The organism is Vreelandella venusta, assembly GCF_015689495.1.
Taxonomy (GTDB): domain Bacteria; phylum Pseudomonadota; class Gammaproteobacteria; order Pseudomonadales; family Halomonadaceae; genus Vreelandella; species Vreelandella venusta.
Genome location: NZ_CP065135.1, coordinates 2,490,371 through 2,506,391 on the forward strand (window position 1 = coordinate 2,490,371; position 16,021 = coordinate 2,506,391).

Below are 16,021 nucleotides of genomic sequence, written 5' to 3' on the forward strand. Positions count from 1 at the left end.
ATTTTTGTAAGGTATTGAGACACCGATATGTCCACACAGCAGCGGCTAGCCGAGCACTACCACCAAGGGTTACGCGATGACGCTATCCTTAACCAAATTCGTACCCACTACCCTGATGGCCCAACGCTTCACCAACTTGCCCCGCTAGACCAGCTGCATATCGGAGGCATTGCCGCCTCTAAAAAATTGCTTAACCTGCTTGATCCTTCCCAACATACAAAGGTGCTTGATATAGGCTCAGGCTTAGGCGGATTAATGCGTCAAGGCGCAGCGCTTGGTTTTCAACTTACCGGTTTAGATATTACTCACCGCTTTAACGTACTTAATCAGGCACTGACTAACTTAGCGGCTTCTCCGACAAATCCGTCGCTTAGCTGGGTTACCGGAGATGCCTGCGTACTACCTTTTCCTGAGCACACGTTTGATGCCGTGCTATTTCAGCACAGCCTGATGAACATGCCCGACCCCGCCCGCGTTATTGCCGAAAGCCGACGCGTGCTTCGCCCAGGTGGCAAGCTTGTTATGCATGAAGTCGTTAGTGGTAAAAACCTGGCCGAATTGCGCTACCCGGTTCCTTGGGCCGCATCGCCAGAGCATTCACACTTACTTTCGATGACAGAACTGACAAACTTGCTGGCAGCCAATGGCTTTCAGCTTCAGCACAGTGAGGATTGGAGCAGCACCGCGCTTGAGTGGCGTCAGCGGCAGCGCCAAAAAGAGCAAACTAACACCGTCGCTGTGCTCTCTCCCCAATGGGTATTTGGCGAGCGCTTTTTGAAAATGGGTAAAAATCTGCTAGAAAACTTATCAAATAACGCAATTAATGTGGTAGAAATCAGCGCCCGTTGCTAGGCTGATTAAGATAACTTCCTTAGCCAGGGATACGAGGAACGCCAATGAAACGCTTGGCAAGCACCCTGTTGTGTAGTTTTGCTGGTTCCATGCTGCCATTGATGGGCTGTTTAGCCAGCGGCGGAGACACCGACCTCGCCTATGCGTCTCCCAACAGCGAATTTATGTCGCTGCGCAACGGTGTCGTTTTAGAAGGCAGTGACTTAAGCAGCCTCGATAGCTACACAACAGGCTTCCGCTTCTCGGCAGGTTTTAGCCCATTGCAACTACCACAGCTGGATATTGGTGCTGAAATTGCCTACCGCGAAAGTGAAGAAGTCCCTATCGCTTCCAGTGCTGACCCCCTCATCATGGACACCCTCAGCTTAGGCGGTGCCATTGTCGCAGGCGTGCGAATGGGTGCCTTTAGTATTTACGCTAAGTCTGGCCTTACCGAGTGGCGTGGCGAAACCGATCAGCCACTGGCCGACGACGGCGGCACCGCTTTCCTACAAGGCTTTGGCGCCACCATGACCATTAATCGCCTGGTAAGCCGGGTTGAGTATGAGCGCATCGACGCGCCTACCCTCAGCCACCTCAATATGTTGAGCGCATCCCTGCACCTGCCGTTTTAGCGGTTTTCTTCGGCTGCCTGTTCCGGCGGCGTCCATACGTGCTCTTCAGCTTGATTTGGCTCATCCCAGCCGTGCCGCATTGATCGACTCAGCGCTTCCTCCAGTTTCATAAACAGTTCGCCGTAACGCGGACTAAAGCTAATCCCCTCCTCAATCTCTTTCCAGGCTTCAAACAGCTCATCTTCATGGGCATTTTCGTGTTGCTCAAACGAGTCGATCATCTGCTTGGCACGCATTGGGTGTACCCCCATGGCCGTCAACGTATGGCCGCCAAGCTCTAGCGCAGAGTGATAGACCTCTCTGGTTATATCGTCAGCCCCTGCTTCGCGAAGCTGATATCCATGGCCACGGTCAAAGGCACGCGCTAATACCCAAACGTTGGGATAGTAATGCTTAACATGCTTCACCATATCAACAGCGCGATCGCGATCATCAATCGCAACCACCATCACTCGCGCATTCGCAATGCCCGCTGTTTCTAAAAGGTCTGAACGACTGGCATCGCCAAAGTAGCTTTTAATCCGAATATGGCGAAGGAGTTCAATTTGCTCAATTTCGAGGTCTAACGCTACGATGGGAATGTTATTAGCGCGCAACAAGCGACATACAATCTGTCCAAAACGACCGACACCAGCGATAATCACCGGTGCTTGCTCTTCGATCTTATCGGCATCCCGCGTAGCATTTTTAGCTGTTTGGTAGCGCGGCAGCACTAAGCGGTCGTAGGCAATAAACAGCAGCGGCGTCGCAAACATGGAAAACGCAACAACCAGCGAAAGTAATTGCGACACATCAACAGGAATAACGTTACTTTGCACGCTGTAAGTTAACAGCACAAAACCAAATTCCCCTGCCTGCGCAAGGCTTAACGTAAACAACCAGCCATTGCTATTTCGAACCCGGAACAGCATAGCTAACCCGAACAGGATAGTGCCCTTTACGACAATAACGCCAAGCACTAATAGCAATACGGTTGGCCACTGCGACGCGAATACCTGAAAGTCGATGCCAGCTCCAACCGTGATAAAAAACAGTCCGAGCAAAAGTCCTTTAAACGGTTCGATGTTGGCCTCAATTTCGTGCTTGAATTCGCTGTTAGCAAGTACGATACCGGCTAGAAACGCCCCAAGCGCTGGGGATAAATTGACAACCCCCATCAACGCAGCAATGCCAATGACCAGCATTAAAGCGGCAGCTGTAAACACCTCTCTCAAGCCAGAGGAAACGACGTAGCGAAACAGCATCGGCCCAAGATAATGCCCACTAATAATGACGACTCCGATAGCCCCAACTACCACCAGCCCGTGGAGCCATGCAGGCATATCCTCAACAAGACTTAGGCTACTGTGCTCAGCATAACTACCACCTTCTTCCGTTAGTTCGGGAAGCGCCAACAGTGGGATCAACGCCAGCATCAGGATCACCGCGATGTCCTGAAATAGCAGCACCGAAAACGCGCTACGTCCGCCTTCTGTTTTCGTGAGTCCTTTTTCGTTTAAGGTTTGCAGCACAATCGCCGTTGAGGAAAGCGCAAAAATTAAACCGATGGCCAAGGATGTTTGCCAAGCAAGTCCCAGCCACAAAGCAACAGCGGTACCTGCAGCGGCGGTGATCAGCACCTGTAAACCGCCCATCCCTATCAAGCTCACCCGCATGGCCCACAACCCTTTTGGGTCAAGCTCCATACCGACCAAAAACAGCATCATCACCACACCAAACTCGGCGAAGTGCTGAATCGTTGTAGTTTCCTGGCCGACTAGCCCCAGCATGGGCCCTATCACCACCCCAGCGACCAAATAGCCGAGCACCGAACCAAGTCCAAACCGCTTGGCAAGGGGAACGGCGATTACCGCTGCAATGAGATAGATAAATGCTTGAATAAAATAGTCGGTCATCGGGCTTCCTCAAATTAACACGAATGGCTTGACTTCATTGCGCAATAGGATACCGTACTAGTACGCTAGTACAGCAACTTATTTCCTTAATTTTGTGGCAATACGGTGAACTCACTTTATGTCATTTGATGATGACCATCAGGCTGATTTAGTACGCTATTTACTTGCCATTGATTCGCCGGAAGCAATGGACGAGGCACTAGCCAGCTTGTTAACGCCTGCAGAGTACCAAGAAATCAGCAAGCGCCTACAGATTTTTAAGCTTTTGCGCGAAGGAGTCCCCCACCGCAAAATCGCTGAAATCCTGGGCGTCGGTATTGCCACGGTATCCCGCGGTTCGCGCGCTTTAACCACGCTACCTTCTTCAACGTTACCTTCATCATTACCGTCACCCACTTCACGGACCGATTAATCATGACGACGACTACGCCTGCTTCATCAGGCCCACAGCCTTTTACGCTGTCGCGCAAGCCTCACTACGTCACCCTGGCAGCGGACTGTGACTTTTTTGCTCTGTTTCAAAAAATTGAACGCCAATTTGATACCTGTTACATGCTGGAATCACTAGGCGAAGATAGCCATATGGCGCGCCACTCGATTATTGGCTTTGACCCCGAGTACACGCTTTACGCCAATGGCGGCTTATTAACTATTGAAGATCGTGACGGTAATGCAAACCACTATCCAAGCGATAACCCTTATGAGCTGCTGCGCAGTCTGATTCCGCAGAATATTATTTCTCGTAAGTATGCGGGTGGACTAAGCGGTTACCTTGGTTATGACGCCATGCAATACTTTGAGCCTTCGTTATCGTTGAAAGCTAGCGACGATTTCGACACGTTTCGATTTGGCCTTTATAAAGACGGTTTGATCCTCGACAAAATGACCGGGGAAGTGACCTATTTTTACTACGACAACAGTCGATACGAATTTCTACAAACCTTGATCGACGCCGATGATACTCCCCCAGGCGCGTTGCATATTACTGCGCTGGGCGACACCATGAGCCGCGAAGAGCACGCCGAAGCGGTGGCCAAGGTGAAGCAGGACATCATCGACGGTAAGGTTTTCCAATGCGAAGTCGGCTTTAAAAAACGCTTTAGCATTAAAGGCGATACGCTGGCGCTCTACGATCAGCTACGCACCATTAACCCATCGCCACAGATGTACTATGTAAAATTTGGCGAGCAGAAACTGATTGGTGCAAGCCCCGAACTTCTATTCAGGCTTCGCCAAAGCGAGATGGAGACCTTCCCACTGGCAGGCACCACTACACGTGGCAAAACCCCGCAAGAAGACACGCAGCTAGCTCGTGCGCTACTCAACGATCCCAAAGAGATTGCCGAGCATAATATGATTGTGGACCTACACCGCAACGATATTGGCCGAGTGGCGCAATTTGGCACGGTGAAAGTACGTAGCCTGATGGACATCAAACGCTTTAGCCACGTACAGCATATCTCCAGTGAAATTGTTGGCATTATTGCCGAAGGCGAAGACATGTTTACATCGCTTGCCAGTAACTTCCCTGCGGGTACGCTGACGGGCGCGCCAAAAATCGAAGCGATGAAAATTATCGATGACTTGGAAACTGACGGTCGCGGTCCTTACGGCGGCGCGGTTGGTCAATTCTCATTTAACGGCGATTGCACCTTTGCGATTCCGATTCGTACGGTTTTTGTAAACGGTGAAAGTGCTTACGTGCAAACTTGTGGCGGCAACGTGTTTGATAGTAACGCCGAAGATGAGTACGAGGAAATACGCCGCAAATTTGCAGGCACCCGCAAAGCCCTTGCTCCTTTTATGAGCGCGGATATGGACATGGAGAGCCAAGCATGAAGGTGCTAATTATCGATAACTACGACTCCTTCACCTATAACTTGTATCAGTTTATTGGTGAGATTCTAACCACCGAGAAGAACCGCGGCGAACTGCCTCATTTCGAGATTATTGTTAAGCGCAACAATCAAATCGACTTCAAAGCGATAGAAGCCATGGCGCCTGATCGGATTATTATCTCGCCGGGCCCAGGCTCGCCGGATGATCCGCGTTACTTTGGCGTCTGTGCCGACGTCATCGAGAAACTCGGCAAAACCATACCACTGTTGGGTGTGTGCCTGGGCATGCAGGGTATTGTTCACGTCTTTGGCGGCAAAGTGGTGAAAGCGCCTCTGCCGATGCACGGCAAAATCAGCCCGATCAACCACAACAATCGCTCGGTATTTAATGGCGTCCCCGATCAGCTTGAGGTGATGCGCTATCACTCATTGATTGCCGACGCGTTCACCCTACCTGACTGCCTGGAAGTAACCGCAACAGTGGGCGCGCTAGGTGCTGACAAGTTTGAGCAACGCAGCCACTGGCAAGCAGTAGGTGAGTTTGAATTGATGGGCGTAAAGCACCGTGATTACCCCATTCACGGCATTCAGTTTCACCCCGAATCGTTTGCCACAGAAGGTGGCAAAGAACTCATTGCTAACTTCTTATTTGCCTGACCCATCAGGCTTAGCGTTGAGATAACTTAATGTTGAAATAACTTAATGTTGAAATAACTTAGCGACTAACGGCGGGCACTCAGAGCTGCCCGCCCTACTCGCTAACGCTTCCCTTTCGGGCGACCAACACGGCCTTTCCCCACCGGCTTGGCCCCAGTCTTAGCGTTTTTTCCAGCGCCAGCGGTTTTTCCCCTGGGCTGTGGTTTACCCGAAGCACTGGCTTTTGGGCCAGTTCTCACTTTACCGCTGGCGGTTCTTTTACCCTTGGGCGGCGGTTTATTGCCAACCGTTTTAGCACCCGGCTTAGCCGGTTTCTGGCGCTCCTGTTTCTGTCGCGCCTTGGTGGCTGTTTTTTTCGGTTTGTTAGCGCCTGCCCCCGAATTGTAATCTGGCCTTGCTGTCTGGCGCTTTTCAGGCACTGCCTCAGAGCTTTCTGTCAGCGCAACAATCGTATCAATCTCTTTAGGAGTTAGATCCCGCCAATCACCCAGAGCCAACCCTTGCAGGGAAACATTCATTATCCGGGTGCGAACAAGCTGGGTGACCTCGTAGCCAAAGTACTCGCACATACGGCGAATCTGGCGGTTCAACCCTTGCACCAGCGTAATAGTGAACACAAACGTCGACGCTTTGGTCACTTTACACTTTTTAGTCACCTGCCCAAGGATCGGTACACCCTTTTGCATGCCGGCAACAAATTCATCGGTAATCGGCTTATTGACCGTCACCACATACTCTTTTTCATGATTATTATTAGCGCGCAGGATTTTATTAACCAGGTCGCCATTATTGGTTAGAAAGATCAGTCCCTGGGAGTCTTTATCCAGGCGCCCGATGGGAAAGATGCGCGTGCCGTGCTTCACGAATTCAACAATATTGTCTTTTTCGCTGGACTCAGTGGTACTGACTATTCCCACCGGCTTATTCAGCGCAATCAGCACCAAATCCTCTTCTTCCTGAGGCTCAATCTCTTGACCGTTGACCTTAACCAGATCACCCGGCACCACTTGGTCGCCTGTCGTTGCCCGACGCCCATTAATCCAAACGTTGCCTTGCTCAACATAGCGGTCAGCCTCTCGGCGAGAACACAAACCGCTTTCGCTGATGTATTTATTGATGCGGGTAGATTTTCGTAACGACATAAAACGCCATAGGCAAAAGTGTGGTGAAGTGATTAAGCAAATTCAAACGCTAACGTTAAAAGTCTAACTAGAACCCGGAGCCAGGCTGTTTAAGAAACTCTATTTCGTCTGGCGTAGATACCCGACCCAATACGTCGTTGCGGTGGGGATAACGACCAAAGCGGTCAATGATCGCTTTGTGGCGAATCTCGAAATCCAGATTATTTTCTAACCCAGGCTGATCGAACAGCTGCATTGCTACCTTATGAATAGCGGCAGACTCACTGTGCATATACGGCATGTATAAAAAACTACGCTCGACGGGAGCCAGTTGGTTATCCACCGCTAAGGCAACCGCTTCCTGTGCAAGCGCTAAGGCTAACGCGTCGCTGGCGAAGGCTTGCGGGTGGTCACGGTAGATATTGCGAGAAAACTGGTCCAACACAATAATTTCAGCCAGCCTACCCTGGGCGGTACTGCGCCACTCATAACACTCACAGGCGGCCGCTTTGGTCAGCAATGAGCCAAACCGCTGGGTAATCTGCTGATCCATCGATGTGTCTTTTTTAAACCACTGCTCTGGCGTCAATTCATTGAACCAAAACGACAGTACTGATTGAGCATCCTGTATCATCGCGCGCCCCAATTCCTAGTAAGGTGATGACGACGCCGCCATACGCAGTGGCGGCGCACTCTTTGTTAGCCTGTATTGCGTAACCCTGCTGCAATACCTGCCATGGTCACCATGAGCGCACGTGAGAGGTCTGCGCTAATGGCACCATCGGCGTCCCGATTACGCTGCAGAAGCTCCGCTTGCAAGCCATGCAGCGGGTCGATGTAAGGGTTGCGCACATCAATTGCTTGGCGAATAAGCGGGGTGTTTTCAAGCAGCTTCTCTTGCTGAAGAATATCCAGCACGACGTTTTCAAGCCGTTCAAAACGCTCACGTAGCTTCTTGCCCAGCGCTTTCAGCGAAGGCTCATCGACTAAGCGATGCTCATAGTAGGCCGCAATCGCTACGTCCGCTTTGGCCAACAGCATCTCTAACATATCGAGATAGGTGCCAAAAAATGGCCACTGGCTGCGCATTTCTTGCAACACTTCACGGCCACCTGGCTGCTCTAGGCGTCGCGAGAACGCCTCACCACTGCCTAACCAAGCGGGTAGCATCAAGCGAATCTGCGTCCAGGCAAAAATCCACGGAATCGCTCGTAAGGTTTCCACGCCACCATCCTGGCGACGCTTGGTTGGTCGCGAACCGAGCGGCAGCCTGCCCAGCGCCCCTTCCGGCGTGACAGCACGGAAGTACGGAACAAAATCTGGGTCTTCACGCACTACGCCAACATAAGCGGCATGAGCCACTTTCGCCAGCTGGTCCATCTCTTCACGCCACTGAGGCTCAGGTGCTGGCGGTGGCAATAGCGTCGCTTCCATCACCGCGCAAGCGTAAATTTCCATAGAGCGCAGCGCGATATCTGGCTGACCAAACTTAAAGCGAATCATCTCACCTTGCTCGGTCACCCGTAGACTGCCATTCACCGAGCCAGGCGGCTGGGAGAGAATCGCCGCATGCGCAGGGCCGCCGCCACGACCAACAGTGCCACCCCGGCCATGGAACAGCGTCAAATCTACGCCATGCTTGTCACATACATCGACTAACGACTCTTGGGCACGGTACTGTGCCCAGGCAGCAGCAAGCTGACCGGCATCTTTAGCCGAGTCTGAATAGCCAATCATGACCTCTTGGCGGTCTTTCGCCAGAGCGCGGTAACCCGGTAGCGCCAGCAATTGATCGATGACATCGCCTGCATGGTCAAGGTCGTTGAGGGTTTCAAACAGCGGCGCGATGGGCAGTGTGACTTGCCCCCCCACCTCTTTCATCAATAGCGCAACGGTTAATACGTCCGAAGGCTCGGCAGCCATTGAAATAATATAAGTACCCAACGCTTCTGCATGCTCTTGAGCAATCACTTTGAAGGTATCGAGTACTTCGCGGGATTCTGCCGAACACTCCCAACGGCGTGGAATTAGCGGCCGCCTTGATTCAAGCTCTGCGAGCAGAAACTCTTGGCGCTGAGCTTCGTTCCAGTCCTGATAGTGTCCCAAACCTAGTGCACTGGTGAGTTCTTCCATTACCTGGGCATGGCGACTGGCCTCTTGGCGTAGGTCAAGTTTGGTCAGTGTGACGCCGAACACCGCCACGCGGCGCAAGGTATCAAGCAGCGCACCATTAGCAATGGTGTCCAGCCCGACATCACACAGCGAGCGGTAGCATGCCAGCAGCGGCGCGTAGAGCTGGTCGCGGGTTTCAATAATGGGCCCGCCATCATAGTTACGGCCATCCAACTCTGCTTTGGCCCAGTCACGTGTGGCTTCCATTTTATTCAGCAGACGCTTGAGCAGCTCACGGTAAGGCTCAGCAACTTCTCCTACCTCTGCCTTCAAAGCGCTGTTGGCTTTCCACATTGAAAGCTCGGTTTTCAGCTGCTCAAGATCGCGCAAATAGAGATCGGCGGCCATCCAACGGCCTAATAACAGTACCTCTCGCGTCACCCGCGCGGTGACATTGGGATTGCCATCTCGGTCACCGCCCATCCAGGAAGCATAGCGAATGGGCGCGGCATCCAACGGCAAGCGTTCCCCGGCAGTATCGAGGAGTAAATTATCCAAATCGCGATGGAAGTCTGGCACCGCCTGCCATAAGGAGTTTTCGATAACCGCGAAACCCCATTTGGCCTCATCAACAGGGGTTGGCCGCTCGTGACGAATCTCATCGGTATGCCACGCCTGACTGATTAACTCTTCCAAGCGCCCCTGGGCACGGGCTCCGCGCTCAGGGTAGTCCTCAGAGCTTTCAATCGCGGTTAGGCACTCGTCGATCGCGTCATATTTCTGAATCAACGTGCGGCGAATAACTTCTGTGGGGTGGGCAGTCAGCACTAGTTCAACACGCATACTGGCCAGGGTTTCTACTAACTTACGGGGCGAATTACCTGCCTGCTGTGCACGGCTTAGCAGCTCACCCAGCACTGGCTGGGTGCCTGGCTTGTAGTCTTCCACGCGGCGAAAGCGTGCCCGATAGTGCTGCTCAGCAATATTGGCAAGGTTCAAAAACTGATTGAACGCGCGCGTCACGGGTAGCAGGTCGCGTTCGGGCAACTGGCGTAGATACTCAATAAGCTCACGTTGCTGCAATGAATCGCCCTGACGTCCCCGCTTGGCATGGGCACGAATTGTTTCAATTTTATCAACAAACGACTGGCCTAAATCATCGGCAATCGTACGGCCCAGGCTATCACCGAGAATACGTACGTTATCTCGTAGCGATTCGTGTAGGTCGTGACTCATTGGCATGGCCTCCTTACGGGGTCGCATTAGTTGTTAAAAGTCAGTTATTAAAAATCAGTTTTTAAGGGGTAAGCGTTTTTTCTTGTGCTTTAGCGGCTTGCCAGTGGCTTTCCATTTCATCCAGCGAGGCGTCGGTTAACGGACGCGCATCAGCAGCAAGCTGACGCTCTACGTAGCGAAAGCGGCGCTCAAATTTACTGTTTGTGGTACGCAAGCATTGCTCAGGGTCGGCACCCAGTGTGCGAGCTAAATTAGTCACTGCAAACAGTAAGTCACCGACTTCTTCTTGAGCGTGCTGGCGATTACCCTCGGCAAGGGCTTCTTCAACTTCAGCGAGCTCTTCACGGATTTTGTCCAGCACACCGCTGGCATCCGGCCAATCGAACCCGACCCTCGCGGCACGTTTCGAGAGTTTCGCGGCACGACTGAGCGCTGGCAGCGTACGTGGCACATCGTCAAGCACAGAGGGAGTGCTTTGCAGCGAACGCTCAGCACGCTCATCGGCCTTAAGCGCTTCCCAGCGCGAATTAACGTGCTGGGTTTGTACGTCCTCGGCACTCATCCCAGGTGGACGCCGTGATGCTAGCGTGCCATCAGGAAATACATGCGGATGACGGCGCAACATCTTTGCAGTCAATGTATCAACGATATCGTGAAAGTCGAAGCGCTGCTCTTCAGCACCAAACTGGGCGTAATAGACCACTTGGAACAGCAGATCACCCAACTCGCCGGGCAATTCATCAAAAGCGCGCCGCTCAATAGCATCAGCCACTTCGTAAGCTTCTTCCAGTGTATGGGGCACAATGCTGCCCCAATCTTGCTTAATATCCCAAGGACAGCCCTGTTCCGCGTTGCGAAGCACCGACATCAATGTCAGCAGATCCTCTACGCTATACCGCATCAGGCGCCTCCTTTACGGACGTTTTTCTCTGGGTCAGCATTGCGCAGACGACGCACTTCCGTCACGTTGGGCAATTGCTGGATACGGGAAAACAAACGGCCTAGTGATTCAAGACCATCAACTTCCAGCGTGATGCGCAGTCGCGCAATCCCCTCATCGGTGTCTGTCAGTGTATTCACTGCTAACACATTGACCTTCTCGTTGCCCAGTAGGCCGGTCACATCGCGCAGTAAGCCGGAGCGATCCCAGGCTTGAATTTCAATAGTGACGGGGTAACGCGTGAGGGCACGTTCGCCCCACTCTACTTCGATAATGCGCTGGGGCTCTTCCATGCGCAATTGCAGGATATTGCTGCAATCCTGGCGATGGACGGTGACCCCGCGACCTTGGGTAATAAAGCCAACAATTGGTTCGCCAGGCACTGGCCGACAGCAATTCGCCATGCTGGTTTTTAAATTGCCAACCCCCAGCACGGTGATGTCGCTTTGAGTCGCTTTGCTTGGCTGACGGCGTGGCTTCGCCAGCAACCGATCTAACTGCTCTTGGTCGTCCGTTTCACCAAATAACTGTTGCGCCTGATGAAGCACTTGCCCGATACGCAGGTCGCCCGCGCCGAGCGCTGCATACATATCATCGGCGTTTTGGTAGTTAACAGCAGCAGCCAGCTTAGCAAGGTCAAGCCCTTCAACATCCAAGCGGCGCATCTCTCGCTCGAACAACGCCCGCCCTTCGTCTAGGTTCTGGTCTCGTGCTTGGTACTTAAACCACGCCTGGATTTTCGCCCGCGCGCGTGAAGTGCGCACATAGCCCAAGCTGGGGTTTAACCAGTCGCGGCTGGGGCCGCCTTTGGTGGCCGTTAAAATCTCGACTTGCTGGCCGGTTTTTAACTTATAGGTAAGCGGTACTATCCGACCATTAATCTTGGCACCACGGCAGCGGTGACCAATTTCGGTATGCACGCGATAAGCGAAATCGATGGGGGTCGCAATACGCGGCAGGTCGATGACATGGCCATCGGGGGTGAACACATAGATGCGGTCTGGCGCAACGTCGCTGGAAAGACCTTCGCGCAGGTCGCCAAAGCCCCCCACTTCATCCTGCCACTCAAGTACTTGACGCAACCAGGCAATCTTTTCTTCATAACTACGGCTTTTGGCGTTGGTATCATGCCCTTTATACCGCCAGTGTGCACATACACCTAATTCTGCTTCGTCGTGCATAGCAAAGGTGCGAATCTGGATTTCCAGCACCTTGTTTTCTGGCCCCATGACCGCAGTATGCAACGATTGGTAGCCGTTCTTCTTCGGGTTGGCAATATAGTCATCAAACTCGTTGGGCACATGGTGCCAACGAGAGTGAACAATTCCTAATACGGTATAGCAGTCAGCTACATCAGGGACCAAGATGCGCACTGCGCGCACGTCGTGTACCTGGGAAAAATCAATCCGCTTACGCTTCATTTTGCGCCAGATTGAGTAGATGTGCTTGGCTCGACCGTCGACGTCGTAGTGGTGAATATGCTGGGCTTCCATCAAGCTCTTGATGGTTTCCACCACGTCATGAATATAGCGATCACGATCTAAGCGCTTTTCAGCTAATAGCTTAGCAATCGCTTTGTACTCATCTTCATGCAGATAGCGAAACGATAGGTCTTCAAGTTCCCACTTGATTTGACCTATCCCAAGTCGATGAGCCAGCGGCGCATAAATATCAGCCACTTCACGCGCGACTTGTAAGCACTTTTCACGGGGCGCATCTTTTACTTGGCGCAAGGCGCAGGTGCGTTCAGCAATTTTGATCAGTGCAACGCGTACATCCCCGACCATGTTAACCAGCATTTTGCGCAGGTTTTCCTGCTGGTTATGCTGGCTCATACCATGGTTGGGCGCTAGTGGGTAGCTAATGGCTGCCATTTGCAAAACGCCGTCAATCAGCTTAGCGACTTCTTCACCAAACCGTTTGGTAACGGCGTCTATACTCAGCAGCCCTTCGCGAACCGCGCGATAGAGTACGGCAGCCTCAAGGGTTGCTTGATCAAGCTTGAGTTCGGCCAGGATGTCGGCCATCTCTAGCCCCATTCGAAAACTTGAACCTGGCGAGAGCCACACACGGTGGGTTTGCGGCGCCTCTCGTTCCAACTGTTCAGCAAGCTCGCATGCTTGCAATAGTCGTTCGGGGTCGCGTAGGCGCACATCCTCTTGAAGGCGCGCTAACCACTGCTGTATGTCCACCTTTCCGCTTTCGGTAAGCGGCTGGTCTTCACGCACTTTCACCATGACAATTATTCATCCTTTCAGGGTGACGGCTAGCCATTTTCCGTCACCGAGGCTTGATGCAGTGGGCAGGCTAGCCCTGGTATTCAAATAGCATCAGCGTTTCCAGGTGAGCAGTGTGTAAAAACATATCGGCCACTGCTACTTGCTTGACGCGATAACCTGCATGCACAAGGTGTGCCGCATCGCGAGCAAGCGTTGCCGGGTCACAAGAAATATAGGCCACCCGAGGTACATTGTAACTACCTAATACTTGGCAAACTGCTTCTGCACCGCTGCGCGGCGGATCTAGCACAATCGCATCAATTTGCTGATGCTCGCTCAATAGCGTTTGCACCTTTTTGGCGTCGCTTAAGTCTGCTTGCTGGGCATGCACATCCAGTAGGTTAACATTAGCGTTAGCGGTAATTCGTTCGACCATCGCAGGGTTGCCTTCTACAGCAAGCACCTTGGCTCCGGCAGCGGCCAACGGCAAACTGAAATTACCAATCCCAGCAAAGAGATCTATGAGCTGTTGCCCTGGCGCTGGCTTTAGCCATGCTAACACCTGGGCTACCATCTTTTGGTTTACCTCAGCATTTACCTGTAAAAAGTCGCCTGGTGAGAAACCCAGCGTCACTCGGCTGGATGCTTTATCACCCGCCACACACTGTTCACTTGTTGGTGAGTTGGCTCTTTGAATTCCGAGCTCCTCGAGATTAAGCACTTCCTGTAGAACGGATGTGGCCCCACCCTGCGCACCATTCCAGTGCAATACAGGCGTTTCACGCCCCAACCAAGTGCCGAGCAAGACCTGCTGCTGCGCCGCGAACTGCTGCCAGCGGGCCCTATCTTGATCATGGGCTTTTAACTGACGCACTAGCACGACTGTTGCCTCATCGGTCGCCAGTAATTCGACATGGCCAACGAGGCGTGGCGAGGCTAGTGTTGCCAGTAATTGCCGTAATGGACGAATTAATTTGTTCAGCGCTGGCACCAACACATGGCACTGCTCAATATCCACTAAGCGGTGGCTGTTGGGTGCTCGAAACCCCAGCAGTACATTACCCTGACCGTCTACCCTTACCCCCAGACGCGCGCGACGCCGATAGTGCTCGCTGCTACCATCCAATGCAGCAATAGGGCCTAGCGTTAGGCCCTGACGGGCCATTAGCTCAGTGACAACGTCGTGCTTATGCTGGCGTTGTGCAGTCAGATTAAGGTGCTGTAAATCACAGCCGCCACACTGGCCAAAGTAAGCACAGGGAGGCTCAACCCGCTGCTCTGAAGAGCTGAGCCGGTTTTTTATATGTGCTTCGTCATACCGCTTACGCGTGACGTGTATCGCTATATCGACATGCTCACCGGGAAGCGCTTGGTCAATAAAGACTGTTTTTCCCTCGACATTATGCGCAACACCACGGCCATCATGAGCTAAACGCTCAACCACCAACGTTGTCGAGGTAGCATCCTTTGACTCAGTTTTACGGCTTGGTTGGCGAACTAGCCCTGAGTGTCCCGAGGCGGGGCGAGATGGCCGCCGCTTACCCAACATGGCCATCTATAACTCCGGGGCAAATAAGCCTGTGGAAAGGTAGCGATCACCTCGGTCACAAACGATGAAGACAATGACTGCATTCTCAGTTTGTTCTGCGATACGCAATGCGCCAGCCAAACTGCCACCTGACGACACCCCTGCAAAAATACCTTCTTCACGAGCCAGGCGGCGCATATGGGCTTCTGCTTCTTGCTGCCCAATATCCAGGGTCGTATCGACCCTCGGTGATTCAAAAATCGACGGCAGGTACTCTTTTGGCCAACGACGAATCCCCGGTATGCTCGCACCATCCGCCGGTTGTAAACCGACAATTTGGATCGCTGGGTTTTGTTCCTTAAGATAACGAGACACTCCCATAATGGTGCCTGTTGTCCCCATCGAGCTGACAAAATGCGTCACTTCACCGCCGGTTTGCTGCCACACTTCAGGCCCCGTTGTGCGATAGTGCGCAAGCGGGTTATCTGGATTGGCAAATTGGTTTAGCGGTTTACCTTCGCCTCTTGCAATCATCGCATCGGCAATATCTCGCGCCTCTTCCATCCCGCCTTCTTTGCTCGCTGACACTAATGTGGCACCGTAAGCCGCCATGGCCTGCTTACGCTCTTCAGAAGCGTTTTCAGGCATGATTAGCGTCATTTTGTAACCTTTGATAGCCGCGGCCATAGCCAACGCAATACCCGTATTACCCGAGGTTGCTTCCACCAGCGTATCGCCTGGAACAATATCGCCCCGTGCTTCAGCTTCACTTAACATAGAGAGTGCCGGGCGATCTTTCACCGAACCAGCAGGATTATTGCCTTCTAGCTTGGCTAGAAGCGTGTTATTACGCCCCGCCGTTATGCGCTTTAAACGAACCAGTGGCGTATTACCAACCACATCTTCGAGTGTCGGATAATTCATCGTACATTCCTTATCATCACCATTATGCTGCATTATATCGGTGCTGCCGTTAGCTTGACAGGCAACCTTATTGAATCAACGAGCT

General features: G+C 52.5%; 13 protein-coding genes. 5 read left to right on the forward strand and 8 right to left on the reverse strand.

What is annotated here, in order from left to right; translation table 11 throughout:
- Positions 1–27: 27 nt before the first annotated feature.
- Both IR195_RS12040 and IR195_RS12045 read left to right on the forward strand, forming a co-directional pair.
- Positions 28–852, forward strand: coding sequence for a class I SAM-dependent methyltransferase (locus IR195_RS12040; RefSeq protein ID WP_125748835.1), 825 nt, complete (start codon positions 28–30; stop codon positions 850–852).
- A 44-nt stretch (positions 853–896) separates the two neighbouring features.
- Positions 897–1,466: a hypothetical protein gene (locus tag IR195_RS12045; protein ID WP_206047667.1), complete on the forward strand. Its 570-nt coding sequence runs from the start codon at positions 897–899 to the stop codon at positions 1,464–1,466.
- Here the strand turns inward: IR195_RS12045 and IR195_RS12050 are convergent.
- Complete coding sequence (locus IR195_RS12050) at positions 1,463–3,361, reverse strand: monovalent cation:proton antiporter-2 (CPA2) family protein (protein ID WP_206047668.1); 1,899 nt, start codon at positions 3,359–3,361, stop codon at positions 1,463–1,465. The genes IR195_RS12045 and IR195_RS12050 overlap by 4 nt on opposite strands.
- A gap of 118 nt (positions 3,362–3,479) precedes the next feature.
- Here IR195_RS12050 and IR195_RS12055 point away from each other — a divergent pair, with 118 nt between their 5' ends.
- The 3 genes from IR195_RS12055 to IR195_RS12065 are packed head-to-tail and all read left to right on the forward strand — an operon-like array spanning position 3,480 to position 5,856.
- Complete coding sequence (locus IR195_RS12055) at positions 3,480–3,773, forward strand: Trp family transcriptional regulator (RefSeq protein ID WP_125748844.1); 294 nt, start codon at positions 3,480–3,482, stop codon at positions 3,771–3,773.
- Between the two features lie 2 nt (positions 3,774–3,775).
- On the forward strand, positions 3,776–5,200 hold the full coding sequence (locus tag IR195_RS12060) for an anthranilate synthase component I family protein (RefSeq protein ID WP_206047669.1): 1,425 nt from the start codon (positions 3,776–3,778) through the stop codon (positions 5,198–5,200).
- A complete protein-coding gene (locus IR195_RS12065; RefSeq protein ID WP_206047670.1) occupies positions 5,197–5,856 on the forward strand; it encodes an anthranilate synthase component II in 660 nt (219 codons plus the stop codon). The genes IR195_RS12060 and IR195_RS12065 overlap by 4 nt, the downstream gene beginning before the upstream one ends.
- Before the next feature lie 101 nt (positions 5,857–5,957).
- Here the strand turns inward: IR195_RS12065 and rluF are convergent, their stop codons facing one another.
- From rluF to cysM, 7 genes are all read right to left on the reverse strand, one after another.
- Positions 5,958–6,998: a 23S rRNA pseudouridine(2604) synthase RluF gene (gene rluF, locus IR195_RS12070; RefSeq protein ID WP_206047671.1), complete on the reverse strand. Its 1,041-nt coding sequence runs from the start codon at positions 6,996–6,998 to the stop codon at positions 5,958–5,960.
- A 67-nt stretch (positions 6,999–7,065) separates the two neighbouring features.
- Positions 7,066–7,611 (reverse strand): DUF924 family protein, encoded by a 546-nt coding sequence (locus IR195_RS12075; RefSeq protein WP_206047672.1) that lies wholly within the window; start codon positions 7,609–7,611, stop codon positions 7,066–7,068.
- 65 nt (positions 7,612–7,676) lie between these two features.
- Complete coding sequence (gene ppc / locus IR195_RS12080; protein WP_206047673.1) at positions 7,677–10,325, reverse strand: phosphoenolpyruvate carboxylase; 2,649 nt, start codon at positions 10,323–10,325, stop codon at positions 7,677–7,679.
- 61 nt (positions 10,326–10,386) lie between these two features.
- Positions 10,387–11,226, reverse strand: a complete 840-nt coding sequence (gene mazG, locus IR195_RS12085; RefSeq protein WP_146944865.1) for a nucleoside triphosphate pyrophosphohydrolase — start codon at positions 11,224–11,226, stop codon at positions 10,387–10,389.
- Complete coding sequence (gene relA / locus IR195_RS12090; RefSeq protein WP_125748868.1) at positions 11,226–13,502, reverse strand: GTP diphosphokinase; 2,277 nt, start codon at positions 13,500–13,502, stop codon at positions 11,226–11,228. The genes mazG and relA overlap by 1 nt, the downstream gene beginning before the upstream one ends.
- A 70-nt stretch (positions 13,503–13,572) precedes the next feature.
- Positions 13,573–15,039 (reverse strand): 23S rRNA (uracil(1939)-C(5))-methyltransferase RlmD, encoded by a 1,467-nt coding sequence (gene rlmD, locus IR195_RS12095; protein ID WP_206047674.1) that lies wholly within the window; start codon positions 15,037–15,039, stop codon positions 13,573–13,575.
- On the reverse strand, positions 15,040–15,936 hold the full coding sequence (gene cysM, locus IR195_RS12100) for a cysteine synthase CysM (RefSeq protein WP_125748874.1): 897 nt from the start codon (positions 15,934–15,936) through the stop codon (positions 15,040–15,042). It abuts the gene before it with no gap.
- Positions 15,937–16,021 lie beyond the last annotated feature (85 nt).